Source organism: Actinomadura latina NBRC 106108, from assembly GCF_001552195.1.
Classification (GTDB): Bacteria; Actinomycetota; Actinomycetes; order Streptosporangiales; family Streptosporangiaceae; genus Spirillospora; species Spirillospora latina.
In genome coordinates, this window is sequence record NZ_BCQS01000038.1 from 1 (window position 1) to 14,052 (window position 14,052).

Annotated in this window: 14 protein-coding genes; 8 read left to right on the plus strand and 6 right to left on the minus strand. The window is 73.2% G+C overall.

Annotated features, from left to right (window positions below):
* The coding region (locus AL2_RS32490) for a CbiX/SirB N-terminal domain-containing protein (protein WP_281181643.1) at window positions 1-336 on the plus strand (336 nt) is incomplete at its 5' end.
* Here the strand turns inward: AL2_RS32490 and AL2_RS32495 are convergent.
* Complete coding sequence (locus AL2_RS32495; protein WP_067640489.1) at window positions 288-806, minus strand: MarR family winged helix-turn-helix transcriptional regulator; 519 nt, start codon at window positions 804-806, stop codon at window positions 288-290. The two genes, AL2_RS32490 and AL2_RS32495, sit on opposite strands and share 49 nt — an antisense overlap.
* 117 nt (window positions 807-923) lie before the next feature.
* On the opposite strand from AL2_RS32495, the gene AL2_RS32500 reads away from it, so the two are divergent.
* Entirely contained in the window at window positions 924-1,907 is a 984-nt protein-coding gene (locus AL2_RS32500; protein ID WP_067640491.1) for an ATP-binding cassette domain-containing protein, read from the plus strand.
* Window positions 1,908-1,909: 2 nt separating this feature from the next.
* Window positions 1,910-2,797, plus strand: a complete 888-nt coding sequence (locus AL2_RS32505; RefSeq protein WP_067640493.1) for an ABC transporter permease — start codon at window positions 1,910-1,912, stop codon at window positions 2,795-2,797.
* 79 nt (window positions 2,798-2,876) lie between these two features.
* Here AL2_RS32505 and AL2_RS32510 read toward each other — a convergent pair whose 3' ends face one another.
* From AL2_RS32510 to AL2_RS32515, 3 genes are all read right to left on the minus strand, one after another.
* Complete coding sequence (locus AL2_RS32510) at window positions 2,877-4,253, minus strand: RNA polymerase sigma factor (RefSeq protein ID WP_067640495.1); 1,377 nt, start codon at window positions 4,251-4,253, stop codon at window positions 2,877-2,879.
* Between the two features lie 319 nt (window positions 4,254-4,572).
* Window positions 4,573-4,815, minus strand: a complete 243-nt coding sequence (locus AL2_RS37840; protein WP_157438512.1) for a hypothetical protein — start codon at window positions 4,813-4,815, stop codon at window positions 4,573-4,575.
* Window positions 4,816-4,874: 59 nt separating this feature from the next.
* A complete protein-coding gene (locus AL2_RS32515; RefSeq protein WP_174550901.1) occupies window positions 4,875-6,038 on the minus strand; it encodes an AMP-binding protein in 1,164 nt (387 codons plus the stop codon).
* Window positions 6,039-6,150: 112 nt separating this feature from the next.
* Between AL2_RS32515 and AL2_RS32520 the strand changes: the two genes are divergently transcribed.
* The 3 genes from AL2_RS32520 to menD all read left to right on the plus strand — a co-directional run bounded on the left by AL2_RS32520 (window position 6,151) and on the right by menD (window position 9,744).
* A complete protein-coding gene (locus AL2_RS32520) occupies window positions 6,151-7,050 on the plus strand; it encodes a 1,4-dihydroxy-2-naphthoyl-CoA synthase (protein WP_067640499.1) in 900 nt (299 codons plus the stop codon).
* A 79-nt stretch (window positions 7,051-7,129) separates the two neighbouring features.
* Window positions 7,130-8,080: an o-succinylbenzoate synthase gene (locus AL2_RS32525; protein ID WP_083947133.1), complete on the plus strand. Its 951-nt coding sequence runs from the start codon at window positions 7,130-7,132 to the stop codon at window positions 8,078-8,080.
* A complete protein-coding gene (gene menD, locus AL2_RS32530; protein WP_067640501.1) occupies window positions 8,077-9,744 on the plus strand; it encodes a 2-succinyl-5-enolpyruvyl-6-hydroxy-3-cyclohexene-1-carboxylic-acid synthase in 1,668 nt (555 codons plus the stop codon). The genes AL2_RS32525 and menD overlap by 4 nt, the downstream gene beginning before the upstream one ends.
* A 143-nt stretch (window positions 9,745-9,887) precedes the next feature.
* Here menD and AL2_RS32535 read toward each other — a convergent pair whose 3' ends face one another.
* The gene (locus AL2_RS32535) at window positions 9,888-10,691 is read right to left on the minus strand and encodes a tyrosine-protein phosphatase (RefSeq protein WP_067640502.1); all 804 of its coding nucleotides are present in this window, start codon (window positions 10,689-10,691) and stop codon (window positions 9,888-9,890) included.
* Window positions 10,692-10,891: 200 nt separating this feature from the next.
* Here AL2_RS32535 and AL2_RS32540 point away from each other — a divergent pair, with 200 nt between their 5' ends.
* Both AL2_RS32540 and AL2_RS32545 read left to right on the plus strand, forming a co-directional pair.
* Window positions 10,892-11,932, plus strand: a complete 1,041-nt coding sequence (locus AL2_RS32540; RefSeq protein ID WP_067640504.1) for a fatty acid desaturase family protein — start codon at window positions 10,892-10,894, stop codon at window positions 11,930-11,932.
* Between the two features lie 22 nt (window positions 11,933-11,954).
* Window positions 11,955-12,773, plus strand: a complete 819-nt coding sequence (locus AL2_RS32545) for an Fpg/Nei family DNA glycosylase (RefSeq protein ID WP_067640578.1) — start codon at window positions 11,955-11,957, stop codon at window positions 12,771-12,773.
* Between the two features lie 23 nt (window positions 12,774-12,796).
* Here the strand turns inward: AL2_RS32545 and AL2_RS32550 are convergent, their stop codons facing one another.
* Window positions 12,797-14,047, minus strand: coding sequence for a cation:proton antiporter (locus AL2_RS32550; protein ID WP_067640506.1), 1,251 nt, complete (start codon window positions 14,045-14,047; stop codon window positions 12,797-12,799).
* Window positions 14,048-14,052: the final 5 nt, after the last annotated feature.

Consider the following 14,052-nt stretch of genomic DNA (forward strand, 5'->3'; position numbering starts at 1 on the left):
GCGGCGGGGTCCGCCGACCCGGCGGGCGCCACCGACGTGCGGGCCGCCGCCCAGCTGCTGGCGCGGCGGCTGCGGCGGCCCGTCACCTGCGGGTTCGTCGCCGCGGGCGGTCCCGCGCTGGACGACGCCGTCGCGCGGCTGCGGCGGCGCGGAGCCGGACGCGTGGTCGTGGCGGCGTACCTGCTGGCGCCGGGCCGGTTCATGGACCGGGCGCGGGGGTGCGGCGCCGACGCGGTGACCGCGCCGATCGGGGCGCACGAGGCCGCGGCCCGGCTCGTGCTGCGCCGCTACGACGAGGCTCGGTCGCGGACGAGCGAACCGGTGTCGGTGCGCTGACACGCCTCCGCCGCGTCCCGCCCCGGCGCGGCGAACCGGTCGTCGTGGTGGGCCAGGACGCGCAGCAGCATCTCCCGGAACAGATGCCGCTCGTCCGGGGACAGCGGCTCGAACAGGACCTCGTTGAGGCGGGCGCGGGCGGCCAGGCTCTCCCCGAGGAACAGCCGGCCGTCCTCGGTGGCGTCCAGCGCGTACCGGCGGCGGTCCGCGGGGTCGCGGCGGCGCTCGACGTGGCCGTCCCGCTCCAGCGCGTCGACGATGCCGACGAGGTCGCCGGCGTCCATCCGGAGCCGCTCGGCGACCTCGCGCTGCGACAGCGGCCCGGACCGCGCCACGCACCACAGGACGAGCAGGTGCGGCAGCCGCGGCTGGCCGGGGAACATCCGCGCGCCGGTGCGCCGCACGAGCCGCACGGCCTCGAACATCAGGTAGGTGGGGGAGTCGTCCATGGGGTCCGGCTGATCGGTCACGCCCGCTCCTCCGGGTTCGCTTGGCATTCCCTATCTCTCTTGACGTGAGAGATAGGGTACTCCTACCGTTGGAAGGCCCAAAATATGGGTGTGCGCTCCATGCGGAGGGAGGCCCCCATGCCGCCCGGGGGACCCGCCGTCGAGGTCGACGGCCTGATCAAGAAGTTCGGTGACGTGGAGGCCGTGCGGGGGATCGAGTTCACCGTGCGGCCGGGGGAGATCTTCGGTTTCCTCGGCCCGAACGGCGCGGGCAAGTCCACGACGATCAACATGCTCTGCACGCTGCTGCGTCCGACCGGGGGCCGCGCGCTGGTGGCCGGGCACGACGTGGTCGCCGAGCGCGACAGCGTGCGCCGCAACATCGGGCTGGTGTTCCAGGACCCCACGCTCGACGGCTACCTGTCTGCGGAGCAGAACCTGCGCTTCCACGCCGAGCTGTACGGGGTGCCGCGGTCGGTGACCCGCGCCCGCATCCAGCAGGTCCTGGAGATGGTCGCGCTGTGGGACCGCCGCGGCGACCTGGTGCAGACCTTCTCCGGCGGCATGAAGCGCCGCCTGGAGATCGCGCGGGGCCTGCTGCACTCGCCGCGGGTGCTGTTCCTGGACGAGCCGACCGTCGGCCTGGACCCGCAGACCCGCGCGTCGATCTGGGAGTACATCCGGCAGCTGCAGGCCGCCGAGGAGATCACGATCTTCATGACGACGCACTACATGGACGAGGCCGAGTTCTGCGAGCGCATCGCGATCATGGAATCGGGGCGGATCGTGGCGCTGGACACCCCGGAGGCGCTCAAGGCCGGCGTCGGCAAGGACCGGATCCGCATCCAGACGGCCGACGACGAGGCGGCGATCGCCGCGCTCAAGGAGCGGTTCGGGCTGGAGGCGGTCGTGTCGGAGGGCGCGGTGGCGTTCGCGGTGGCCTCCGGCGAGGAGTTCGTGCCGCGGCTGTTCGCCGAGCTGGGCGTGCCGATCCGGTCGGTGAACGTGGCGCGGCCGTCGCTGGACGACGTGTTCATGTCGTTCACCGGCTCCACGATCCGGGACGCCGAGGCGACCGGGAGCGACCGGATGCGGATGGCGATGCGCGCGGCGAGGAGATGACGATGGCGAGTACGGCGGAGCGCGCGGCGGCCCCCGAGGTCGTCCGGGTGCGGGTGCCCGAGCGCGGCCTGCGGCAGGACCTGCGCGCCGTGAAGATCGTCCTGCACCGGGAGCTGATCCGGTTCTGGCGGGACAAACTGCGGATGGTGTCCGGGCTCGTCCAGCCGGTGCTGTGGCTGCTGGTCATGGGCACCGGCCTGTCGAACCTGGTGACCAGCGGCGGCGGCCCGGCCGGGAACGTCGACCTGAAGACGTTCATCTATCCCGGCGTGTGTGCGATGTCGGTGATGTTCACCGCGATGTTCTCCGCCGGGTCGATCGTGTGGGACCGGGAGTTCGGGTTCCTGCGCGAGATGCTCGTGGCGCCCGTCAGCCGCAGCGCCATCGTGATCGGCAAGTGCATCGGCGGCGCGGTCGTGGCGACCCTGCAGGGCGTGGTGATCGTGATGCTGGCGCCGCTCGCCGGCGTCCCCTACGACCCGGCGCTGATGCTGCAGCTGATCGGGCTGATGTTCATCGGGGCGTTCGCGCTGACGGGGTTCGGCGTGATGATGGCGGCGCGGATCACCCAGATGCAGGCGTTCTTCGGCCTCATGCAGATGGCGATGATGCCGATGATGTTCCTGTCGGGCGCGCTGTACCCGCTGAACGGGCTGCCGACGTGGCTGACCGTCCTGACCCGGTTCAACCCGCTGACCTACGCGGTCGACCCGATGCGGCACGTGGTGTTCGCGCACCTGGACGTCTCGCAGCGGCTGCTGCGGACGTTCGACCCGGGCGTGACGTGGGGCGGCTGGACCGTGCCGATCTGGCTGGAGATCCTCATCGTCCTCGGCATGGGGGTCGGGCTGATGCTGGTGGCCATCGTGGAGTTCCGCCGCGCCGACTGACCGCGCCGATCGCAGCGGGGAAGCGCGAGGCCCGCCCGACCGTGCGGGTCGGGCGGGCCCCGGCTCGTGCTCGGCCGGGTCAGACGGCGAAGTCGAGCAGCGGGCGGGCGTTGCTGGGGTGCCGCAGCTTGGACAGCGACTCCTTCTCCAGCTGGCGGATCCGCTCGCGGGTCAGCCCGAGCGCCTTGCCGATCTCGTCCAGGGTGCGGGGCGTCCCGTCGTACAGCCCGAACCGCATCGCCATGATCTTGGCTTCGCGCGGCGACAGGATGTCGAGGGTGCGGCGCAGCTGCTCGGCCATCAGCTGCCGGTCGACCAGCTCGGCCGCCTCGGGGCTGTCGGTGTCCTCGATGAGGTCGCCGATGCGGGTCTCGCCGTCCTCGCCGATGGTGGAGTCCAGGCTGATCGGCTGGCGGCTGGTGCGCAGCAGCTCGCGGACCTGCTCGGGGCTCTTGTCCAGCTCGGTGGCGAGCTCCTCCGGGGTGGGCTCGCGGCCGAGCCGCTGGTGCATGTCGCGCTCGACGCGGCTCAGCTTGCTGAGCATCTCCAGCACATGCACGGGCAGCCGGATCGTGCGGGCCGAGTCGGCGAAGCCGCGCTGTATGGCCTGCCGGATCCACCACATCGCGTAGGTGGAGAACTTGTAGCCCTTGGAGTAGTCGAACTTCTCCACGGCGCGGATCAGGCCGAGGTTGCCCTCCTGGACGACGTCCAGCAGCGACAGGCCGCGGTCGGAGTACTTCTTGGCGACCGACACCACGAGCCGGAGGTTGGCCTCCAGCATGTGGGCCTTGGCGCGGCGCCCGTCGGCGGCGACCCATTCCAGGTCGGCGCGCAGGCGGGGGGAGAGGTCCTCGGTCTCCAGCTTGTGCTCGGCGTAGAGCCCGGCCTCGATGCGCTTGGCGAGGTCGACCTCCTGCTCGGCGGTGAGCAGCTGGCGGCGCCCGATGGCCTTGAGGTAGGTGTGGACGGAGTCGCCCATCGCGGTCGACTGGTCGTCCAGGTCGGCGGGGGCGTCGGCGGCCTCGACCTCGGTGACCTCGAACCCCTCGTCGGCGGCCGCGCCCGCGGCGTCGCCGCCGGGCGTCGCGCTCTTACTGGGGGCGCTCTTACTGGGGGCGGTCTTGCCGGGGGCGGCGGCCTTGCCGGGGGCCGCGGTCTTGCCCGGAGTCCTGCGGGGGGCGCGCTTCTTCGCCGGGGCGGTCTCGCCGCCGTGGTGGTCGGCGGCCGCGGCCATCGTGCGGGCGGTGTCGGACTCGCCCGCCAGGCTGATGCCGGCCTCGGACAGCTCGCGAAGGATGGAGCGGCCCTGCGCCGGGCTGATCCCGGCACTCTCGAAGGCCCCCCGCACCTCGTCGAGCGAGAGGCGTCCTTGGGCACGTCCACGCTTCAGGAGCTCGTTGAGCGCGGGGCCCGCCGACTCCGTGAGCGGGGTCTCGACAGCGCTTCGCGGCATGGGGACACCCCCCTCCCTTCGGTGAGTGAGTGCGGCGCGGATTGTGTGTTCGCTGGTGGCGCACGCACTTAACGGAACGTCGCACGACCGGGGCATTGTTCCCGCGGCCGTGGCAGCGGCGGCCCGCCGGGGGATCGCGGAGGAACGACCCAGAAGCTGCTGGTGCCCGCGATGGGCCGCTTCATGCGGTCTGACCTGAATCGATCCGACCTTACTGCGTAAAGGCGTTCGGCGGCAGCAGCGTGACGAACACCACTACCCGCCCAGACCCTTCTGTCGCAAAGTCCGGCCATAGCGTGCGATGACCCGTTCGCGCAGGTCAGGGTCGTCGCGGGGGACCGGTTCGAGGACGCCGACGAGGGCGGCGGAGTCCTCCAGCAGGACGCTGACCGAGGTGGGCTCGTCGGTCCGGCGAGGCCGACCCGGTGATCAGCGCGGCGAAGCCCTTGGCGACGGCGATCCCGAGGTTGGCGCCGAGGGCCAGGACGACGGTCAGCCCGCTCTCGTTCTCCTTGCCTCTTTCGCCGTTCGCCTGCTCCTGCCCGCCGCGCTGTCCCGCCATGGTCGTCCTCTCCCCGCCCGATCACCTGTCATGCGCGGGCGGACGCGGTCAGGGCGCGGTCAGAGCGCGGGGGAGCGGAGCCGGGCGCGGTCGGGTTTCCCGGACGCCAGCAGCGGGATGGCCTCCACCAGCTCCAGTTCGCGGGGCGCGGCGCAGGCGGGCATCGTCTCGCGGACGAAGGCGCGCAGCTCGGCCAGCTCCGGCGCGGCGGGCGCGGCGGGGACGACGACGGCGGTGACCCGTTCGCCCCATTCGGGGTCGGGCCGTCCGACCACGACGACGTCGCGGACCGCCGGATGCCGCGACAGCGCGGTGGCGACCTCCCCGGCGACGACCTTCTCCCCGCCGGTGTTGATCACGTCGTCGACGCGGCCGCGGACGCGGAGCCGGCCGTCCTCGATCGCGCCGAGGTCCTGGGTGACGAACCAGTCGCCGTCCCTGGCCTCGGCGGTCAGCTCCGGGCGCAGCCGGTAGCCGGTGAACAGCGACGGGCCCGCGAGCCGGATCCGGCCGCCGTCGCCGAGTGCGATGCGCATGCCGTCCAGGGGCGTCCCGTCGTAGACGCAGCCGCCGCACGTCTCGCTCATGCCGTAGGTGGTGAACACGCGGGCGCCGCGGGCGCGGGCGGCGGCGAGCAGGCCGGGCGCGGCGGCGGCGCCGCCGAGGACGATCGCGCCGAGCCGCGACACGTCGGCGCCCGCGTCCAGCAGGCGCCGCAGCTGGGTGGGGACGAGGGAGACGTGCAGGCCGTCCGACCGCGCGACGGCGCCGGCGTCGAAGCGCTGCGCGATGACCGGGTCGGTGCCGGCGACCAGGGAGCGGACGAGGACCTGGACGCCGGAGATGTGGCTGGTGGGCAGGCAGCAGAGCCAGCGGTCGCCGGGCGCGGCCCCGATCCTGGTGAGCGTGCCGGCGGCGGAGTGCCGCAGCGCGTCCGCGGACAGTTCGACGAACTTGGGGGCGCCGGTGGAGCCGGACGTGGCGATCAGCACGGCGGTGCCGGCGTCCACGGGCGGGTGCCCGCCACCGGGGTCGCGGGGGACGAGCCCGCCGGGCGTCTCGACCGCGTCGGGGGCCAGCGCGTCCAGCAGGCCGCGCAGGGCCGGTGCGGGCAGGTCGGGGGAGAGCGGGCAGATCGCGGGACCGCCGCCGAGCGCGTCCGCCAGGGCGTCGAGCAGGCGGGGGCCGGGCGGCAGGACGGCGGCGTGCAGCGGGCGATCCATGATCTCATCAGCCTAGACGACCCCGCTGAACGCGTTCAAACACAGGAACGGTTGAATGGGTCACGACCGCCCGCGACCCCGGCCGGGGCGGGCGCTTCAGGGAGAGGAACACATGGTCTCGGAGCTGTTCGACGCGGACGCGTGGAAAGAGGTCGAGGGGTTCGGCTTCACCGACATCACCTACCACCGGGCCGTCGGCCACGGCACGGTGCGGGTGGCGTTCGACCGCCCGGAGGTCCGCAACGCGTTCCGGCCCCACACGGTGGACGAGCTGTACCGGGCGCTGGACCACGCGCGGATGTCCAGCGACATCGGCTGCGTGCTGCTGACGGGCAACGGGCCGTCGCCGAAGGACGGCGGCTGGGCGTTCTGCTCGGGCGGCGACCAGCGAATCCGCGGCAAGGACGGCTACAAGTACGCCGAGGGCGAGACGTCGGAGACGATCGACCCGGCGCGGGCGGGCCGGCTGCACATCCTTGAGGTGCAGCGGTTGATCCGGATGATGGGCAAGGTCGTCATCTGCGTGGTGCCCGGCTGGGCGGCGGGCGGCGGGCACAGCCTGCACGTGGTGTGCGACCTGACGCTCGCCAGCCGCGAGCACGCCCGGTTCAAGCAGACCGACGCGGACGTGGCGAGCTTCGACGGCGGGTTCGGGTCGGCGTACCTGGCGCGGCAGGTCGGGCAGAAGTTCGCCCGCGAGATCTTCTTCCTGGGCGACGCCTACGACGCCGAGGCCGCGCACCGGATGGGCATGGTCAACGCCGTCGTCCCGCACGCCGAGCTGGAGGCGACGGCGCTGGAGTGGGCGCGGAAGGTCAACGGCAAGAGCCCGACGGCGCAGCGGATGCTGAAGTTCGCGTTCAACCTGGTCGACGACGGGCTCGTCGGCCAGCAGGTGTTCGCCGGCGAGGCGACGCGGCTCGCCTACGGCACCGACGAGGCCGCCGAGGGCCGCGACTCGTTCCTGGAGAAGCGCGACCCTGATTGGTCGCGTTTCCCGTGGTACTACTAAAGGTTCATACGCGCGGTGTGCTCCGGAATACCGTGATTCAGCGGGCAGGTCATTGGCGGGCAGCTCAGGGGGTCGGCGGGTGCGGGTCTTCTCCATCCCGATGCGGACGCGGTTCCGCGGTGTGACGCGGCGGGAGGGGGCCCTGGTGCAGGGCCCCGCCGGCTGGGGGGAGTTCTCGCCGTTCGCCGAGTACGGCCCGGCCGAGTGCGCCCGCTGGCTGGCCGCCGCCCGGGAGGCCGCCCGCGACGGCTGGCCCGCGCCCGTCCGCGACCGGATCCCGGTGAACGTGACGATCCCGGCGGTGGACCCCGAGCGGGCGTTCGCGCTGACCAAGGAGTCCGGCTGCCGCACCGCGAAGGTGAAGGTCGCCGAGCGCGGGCAGGGCGACGCCGACGACATGGCGCGGGTCGAGGCCGTCCGGGACGCGATCGGGGCGGACGGCCGGGTCCGGATCGACGTGAACGGCGGCTGGGACGTCGACCACGCCGCCCGGATGATCCGGGCGCTGGACCGGTGGGAGCTGGAGTACGCCGAGCAGCCCTGCGCGACGCTCGCGGAACTGGCGCTGGTGCGGCGCCGGGTGGACGTGCCGATCGCGGCGGACGAGTCGATCCGCCGCGCCGAGGACCCGCTGAAGGTGCGGGCGGCGGAGGCCGCCGACGTGGCGGTGCTGAAGGTGCAGCCGCTCGGCGGGGTCGCGGCGGCGCTGCGCGTCGCGGAGGCGTGCGGGCTGCCGGTGGTGGTGTCGAGCGCGGTGGAGACGTCGGTGGGGCTGGCGGCGGGCGTGGCGCTGGCCGCGGCGCTGCCGGAACTGCCGTACGCGTGCGGGCTGGGCACGCTTTCGCTGCTGGAGGGCGATGTCGTCGGTGATCCGCTGCGTCCGGTGGGGGGCGAGATCGAGGTGCGGCGCCCCGTGGTGGACGAGGAGGAGCTGGGCCGCTGGGAGGCGCCCGCCGGGGAGTGGCGGGCCCGGGCCCTGGCCGCGCAGGAGCACCTGGACGGCCCGAAGCTGATCGGGGCGGAGCGGTGAACCCGGCGACCGCGCTCGCGGCCGTCATGGCCGACGAGCTGCTGCGTTGCGGGATGACCGACGCGGTGCTGGCGCCGGGGTCCCGGTCGGCGCCGCTGGCGCTGGCGCTGCAGGCCGCCGAGGAGTCGGGCCGGCTGCGGCTGCACGTGCGGATCGACGAGCGGTCCGCGTCGTTCCTCGGGCTCGGCCTGGCGAAGCGGTCGGGCCGCCCGGTGGCGCTGGTGTGCACGTCGGGGACGGCCGCGGCCAACTTCCACCCGGCGGTGATCGAGGCGCACGAGTCGGGTGTCCCGCTGATCGTGGTCACCGCTGACCGGCCGCCGGAGCTGCGCGGCACCGGCGCGAACCAGACGATCGACCAGGTGAAGCTGTACGGGACGGCGGTGCGGTGGAGCACCGAGGTCGGCGTGCCGGAGAACCGGCCCGGCATGGTGGCGTACTGGCGGTCGCTGGTCAGCCGCGCCTGGGGGATGGCGCAGGCGCCCTCACCGGGGCCGGTGCACGTCAACGCGGCGTTCCGCGAGCCGCTGATCCCGGACGGCGACGAGACGTGGTGCGAGCCCCTGGACGGCGACGCGACGGGCGCGTGGACGAGGGTGCGGCCGGCGACGCCGGGTTCGGTGCTGCACGTCCCGCCGACGCGCCGCGGCGTCCTGGTGGTGGGGGACGGGGCGTCGAACGTCAAGCGGTACGTGGCGGCGGCGTCGATGGCCGGGTGGCCCGTGCTGGCCGAGCCGAACGGCAACGCCCGCTACGGCGACCACGCCCTGTCGTCGCACCATTTCCTGCTGGGCGTCCCGGAGTTTGTGGAGCGGCACCGCCCCGAGGTGGTGGTGACGCTGGGCAAGCCGGGGCTGTCGCGCCCGCTGCTGTCGCTGCTGCGCCGCGCCGAGGAGCACATCGTCCTCGCCCCGGATCTGGCGCGTTGGCCCGACCCGGTGCGGTCGGCGACGCAGGTGGCGCCCGAGGTGGAGATCCCCGTGGTGTCGGGCGACGACGAGTGGCTGAAGTCGTGGCGGACCGCGGACCTGGCCGCCGCGGAGGCGGTGGACGCGGTGCTGGACGCGGTGCCGGAGGTGAGCGAGCCGCGGCTGGCGCGCGACCTGGTGGCGGGGCTGCCGGGCGGGTCGCTGCTGTTCACGGCGGCGAGCATGCCGATCCGGGACCTGGACCAGGTGATGCGGCCGCGCCGCGGCATCCGGATCATGGCGAACCGGGGCGCGAGCGGCATTGACGGGCTGATCTCGACGGCGATGGGCGCGGCGCTGGCGCACAGCGGCCGCTCCTACGCCCTGCTGGGCGATCTGGCGTTCCTGCACGACCAGAACGGGCTGATCGTCGGCCCGTACGACCGCAGCCCCGACCTGGCGGTCATCGTGGTGAACAACCAGGGAGGCGGGATCTTCTCGCTGCTGCCGCAGGCGGCGCTGCACGGCCCGTTCGAGCGCGTCTTCGGCACCCCGCACCAGGTGGACATCGAGGCGGTCGCCGCCGCGCACGGCGTCCCGTACCGGCGGCTGGAGGCCGCGGCGGACCTGCCGAAGACGATGGCGGGGGAGGGGCTGCGGATCATCGAGGCCCGCACCGACAGGGAGGCGAACGCGTCCCTGCACGCCGACCTCCGCAAGGCGGCCCAGGCCGCCGTCCGCGCCACCCTGTCCTGACCGAGGTCGCCTGCCGCAGCACCGTCGGCCGAATACTTCACCCCTCAATTTACAACGTAAAGGCCGAGGGCTGGATCACTCCCCACCCCTCTATACAAACAACCCTCACCGACGCAAAAGCGCAGGCGGCGGGAGAGTGGGATTCAGGGGGCGAGGAGGCGCTCGCGGAGGACTTCGGTGTCCTCGGGGGTCCAGCCGTGACCGGCGAGCCAGCCGAGCGTCCCGCCGAACTCCTCGTCGACGCGGGCGAGGAGCTTCTCCATGAGGGCGGCGTGCGGCCGGTGGGAGTCGGCCGGGCGGGAGTCGAGGTCGGCGGCGTAGGTGTCGCTGGCCCGCAGCCGGCGCAGGACGGCCTCCAGGCGTTCGCCGGTCTGGGCGTAGTCGGCGACGATCGCCTCACGGGTGACGCCTGCGACGTCGAGTGCGAGGGCGCAGACCACCCCGGTGCGGTCCTTGCCGGCCGCACAGTGCACCAGTGAGGAGCCGTCGGTGCGGGTCATGACGCGCAGGGCGGCGACGATGGAGTCGCCGCGGTCGGTGAGGTAGCCGAGGTAGTGGCCGGTCGAGCGGTCGTTCTGCCAGGGCAGCGCCCTTTCGACGTCCACGGCGTCCACGGCGTCCACGAGGTCCCCGGTGTCGGCGGCGACGTCGGTGTGGCGGCCGCCCTCGGCGAACAGCGACAGCTGGTGGACGGTCACGGTCGGTATACGGGTGAGGGGTCCGGGGCCTTCGAGCCGCACCTCGGCGTCGCTGCGCAGGTCGATGACGTTCTTCAGCGCGTAGTCGTCGAGGAGGACGCGGACGTCGGCGACGGAGAGGTCCTGGAGGTTGTCGGAGCGGAGTACGCGGCCCCATCGGGTGGTCCGTCCGTCGGCCGCGGGGAGTCCGCCGAGGTCCCGGGCGTTGACTGCTCCGTCCAGTTCGATCCACCGCGCGCCGTCGTCCATGACTTGTGACCTTATAGGGCGGCGGTGGCCGGTCTTTTACGCAGGGTCCCGTCCGGAATGTGCCCTGGGGGAATGACATGTGGGGGCGGGGACCGGGACCTGGGAGCCAGGGCGGAGTTGGCTCCGCAGCGGGGCGACCCGGCGGTCTCACGCTCCGTAGCGTTCAAGCAGTCGGTTTCCCTGCTCGAACTGGAGGCTTCATGCCCGCGACGCTGCACGCCCCCTCGCCGTCGTCCCGAACGTCCGGGAGGCCGGCCGGCAGTGATTTCGCCCCGCTGGCGAGGCGGGTGCGCGAGAGCGGGCTGCTGGATCGCCGCCGCGGCTACTACACGCGGGCGATCGGGGTGAACCTGGCCGCGACCGCCGCGGTGTGGGGCGCGGTCGCGTGGGCGGGCGGCAGCTGGTGGACGGTCCTGCTCGGCGTTCCCCTCGCCGTCCTGTCGGCGCGGCTGGGGTTCCTGGGGCATGACGCGGGGCACCGGCAGATCGCGCGGAGCGCCCGGGCGAACCGGTGGCTGGGGCTCCTGCTGGGCAACCTGCTGCTGGGGATGGGGCACGGGTGGTGGAACGACAAGCACAACCGGCATCACGCCAACCCGAACCATGTGGGCAAGGATCCCGATGTCGGGGAGGGTGTGCTGGCGTGGACGCAGGAGCAGGCCGGCCGGAAGCGGGGTGTGCTGCGGTGGGTGGCGCGGCATCAGGCGGCGCTGTTCTTCCCGCTGCTGACGCTGGAGGGCGTCAATCTGAAGGTGGGGAGCCTGCTGTTCCTGCGCGGCCGGTCCCGGCGCGACCAGGTGGTGGAGGGCGGTCTGCTGCTGGCGCACGCGGCCGGGTATCTGGCGCTGGCGTTCGCGCTGCTGCCGGTGCCGCAGGCGGTGGCGCTGATCGCGGTGCAGCACGCGCTGTTCGGTGTGCATCTGGGGGCGGTGTTCGCGCCGAACCACAAGGGGATGGCGATGCCGGAGCCGGGTGAGCGGTGGGGGCATCTGCGGCGGCAGGTGCTGACGTCGCGGAACGTGCGGGGCGGGGTGTTCACCGACTGGCTGATGGGCGGGCTGAACTACCAGATCGAGCATCACCTGTTCCCGGGGATCCCGCGGTGCAGCCTGCGGCGGGTGCGGCCGCTGGTGATGGAGCACTGCGCTGCGGTGGGCGTCCCGTACACCGAGACGGGTCTGGTGGCGTCGTACCGGCAGGCTCTTGGTCACATGCGGGAGATCGGGGAGCCGCTGCGGTAGTGCCGGGGCTATGCTCCGGGCCATGCCCGAGGGACACACGATTCATCGCCTGGCCGCCGAGCATCAGCGGATGTTCGGCGGCCTCGCCGTCGCGGCCACGAGCCCGCAGGGGCGGTTCGCCGAGGGGGCGCGGCGGCTGGACGGGCGGGTGCTGGCGGATGCGGACGCGCACGGCAAGCATCTGCTGCTGGGGTTCGACGACGACCTGACGTTGCACGTCCATCTGGGGATCTACGGGCGGTTCGGGTTCGGTGCGCTGCCGGCGCCGGCGCCGGTGGGGCTGGTGCGGTTGCGGATGGTGGGCGGGGAGCATTTCGCGGATCTGCGGGGTCCGAACACGTGCGAGGTGCTGGAGCCGGGCGAGGTGAAGCTGCTGCGGGACCGGCTGGGGCCGGATCCGCTGCGGGCCGACGCCGATCCGGGGGTGGCGTGGCGGCGGGTCGGCCGGTCGCGGACGCCGATCGCGGTGCTGCTGATGGATCAGTCGGTGGTGGCGGGGCCGGGGAACATCTACCGGGCGGAGGTGCTGTTCCGGCAGGGGATCGATCCGCGGTTGCCGGGGCGGCGGCTGTCGGCGGGGCAGTGGGCGGGGATCTGGGACGATCTGGTGCTCCTGATGGCGGAGGGTGTGCGGGTGGGGCGGATCGACACGGTCCGTCCGGAGCACACGCCGGAGGCGATGGGGCGTCCGCCGCGTGTGGACGATCATGGTGGTGAGGTGTACGTGTACCGGCGTGCGGGGTTGCCGTGCCTGGTGTGCGGGACGCCGGTGGCGGCGGCGGAGGTGGCGTCGCGGAACCTGTTCTGGTGTCCGGGGTGCCAGCCGTCCGCCGCGGGGTGAGGCCGGGCGGGTGAGGGGCCCGGTCAGGAGATCGTGGGTGTGGGGCCGGTGTCGCCGGTGTGGACGGGCCTGGCGATGACGGGGACGTCGTCGTCGGTCTGGGGGGCGCGGCGCTGTGCGCGGCGGGACCGCAGGCGGGCGGTGAGGGGTTCGGTGCCGCGGGCGAGGACGGGTCCGGCGACGGCGAGGATGAGGACGTAGGCGGCGGCGAGGGGGCCGAGGCGGGGGTTGGTGCCGGCGCTGACGGCGAGGCCGGCGATGACGATGTTGAATTCGCCGCGGGGGACGAGGGCGGCGCCGGCGCGGAGGCGTCCGGTGGTGGCGACGCCGGCGCGGCGGGCGGCGATCCAGCCGGTGCCCATCTTGGTGAGGATGCCGGCGGCGGCGAGGAGTGCGGCGATGCCGAGGACGGGTGGGAGGTCGCCGGGGTCGGTGTGGAGGCCGAAGAAGACGAAGAAGACGGCGGCGAAGAGGTCGCGGAGGGGTGCGAGGAGTTTCTGGGCGGTGTGGGCGAGGGTGCCGGACAGGGCGATGCCGACGAGGAAGGCGCCGACGGCGGCGGAGACCTGGAGTTGCTGGGCGATGCCGGCGACGAGGAGGGTGAGGCCGAGGACTTTGAGGAGGAGGACTTCTTCGCTGGGGCTGGCGACGAAGCGTTCGACGAGTTTTCCGTGGCGGAGGGCGATGAAGAGGATGACGGTGATGGTGGCGGCGGCGATGCCGAGGGCGGCGGCGCCGCCGAGGAGTCCGGCGCCGGCGAGCAGTGCGGTGAGGATGGGCAGGTAGGCGGCCATGGCGAGGTCTTCGAAGACGAGGACCGACAGCAGGGCGGGGGTTTCGCGGTTGCCGATCCAGCCGAGGTCGCCGATGACTTTGGCGGTGATTCCGGAGGAGGTGACGTAGGTGATGCCGCCCATGGCGACGGCGGCGACGGGGCCCCAGCCGAGGAGGAGGGCGACGGCGACGCCGGGGGTGGCGTTGAGGGCGAGGTCGGCGAGTCCGGTGGGTGCGGAGGTGCGGAGGGTGCCGACGAGTTCGCTGGCGGTGTATTCGAGGCCGAGGGTGAACAGCAGGAGGATGACGCCGACTTCGGCGCCGATGGAGACGAATTCTTCGCTGGTGGTGAGGGGGAGGATGCCGCCGGAGCCGAAGGCGAGGCCGGCGATGAGGTAGAGGGGGATGGGGGAGATCGAGAAGCGGACGGAGACGGCGCCGAGGAGTCCGAGGGCGAGGATGATGGCGCCGAGTTCGATGAGTTGGACGGCTGAGTGCATGCGCG

What these genes read in the sequence shown, in the direction of transcription:
- AL2_RS32540 (WP_067640504.1), top strand. Translation starts at nt 10,892, where the DNA reads ATGCCCGCGACGCTGCACGCCCCCTCGCCGTCGTCCCGAACGTCCGGG.
- AL2_RS32550 (WP_067640506.1), bottom strand. Translation starts at nt 14,047, where the DNA reads ATGCACTCAGCCGTCCAACTCATCGAACTCGGCGCCATCATCCTCGCC.
- AL2_RS37840 (WP_157438512.1), bottom strand. Translation starts at nt 4,815, where the DNA reads ATGGCGGGACAGCGCGGCGGGCAGGAGCAGGCGAACGGCGAAAGAGGC.
- AL2_RS32515 (WP_174550901.1), bottom strand. Translation starts at nt 6,038, where the DNA reads ATGGATCGCCCGCTGCACGCCGCCGTCCTGCCGCCCGGCCCCCGCCTG.
- AL2_RS32505 (WP_067640493.1), top strand. Translation starts at nt 1,910, where the DNA reads ATGGCGAGTACGGCGGAGCGCGCGGCGGCCCCCGAGGTCGTCCGGGTG.
- AL2_RS32510 (WP_067640495.1), bottom strand. Translation starts at nt 4,253, where the DNA reads ATGCCGCGAAGCGCTGTCGAGACCCCGCTCACGGAGTCGGCGGGCCCC.
- AL2_RS32535 (WP_067640502.1), bottom strand. Translation starts at nt 10,691, where the DNA reads ATGGACGACGGCGCGCGGTGGATCGAACTGGACGGAGCAGTCAACGCC.
- AL2_RS32500 (WP_067640491.1), top strand. Translation starts at nt 924, where the DNA reads ATGCCGCCCGGGGGACCCGCCGTCGAGGTCGACGGCCTGATCAAGAAG.
- AL2_RS32520 (WP_067640499.1), top strand. Translation starts at nt 6,151, where the DNA reads ATGGTCTCGGAGCTGTTCGACGCGGACGCGTGGAAAGAGGTCGAGGGG.
- AL2_RS32545 (WP_067640578.1), top strand. Translation starts at nt 11,955, where the DNA reads ATGCCCGAGGGACACACGATTCATCGCCTGGCCGCCGAGCATCAGCGG.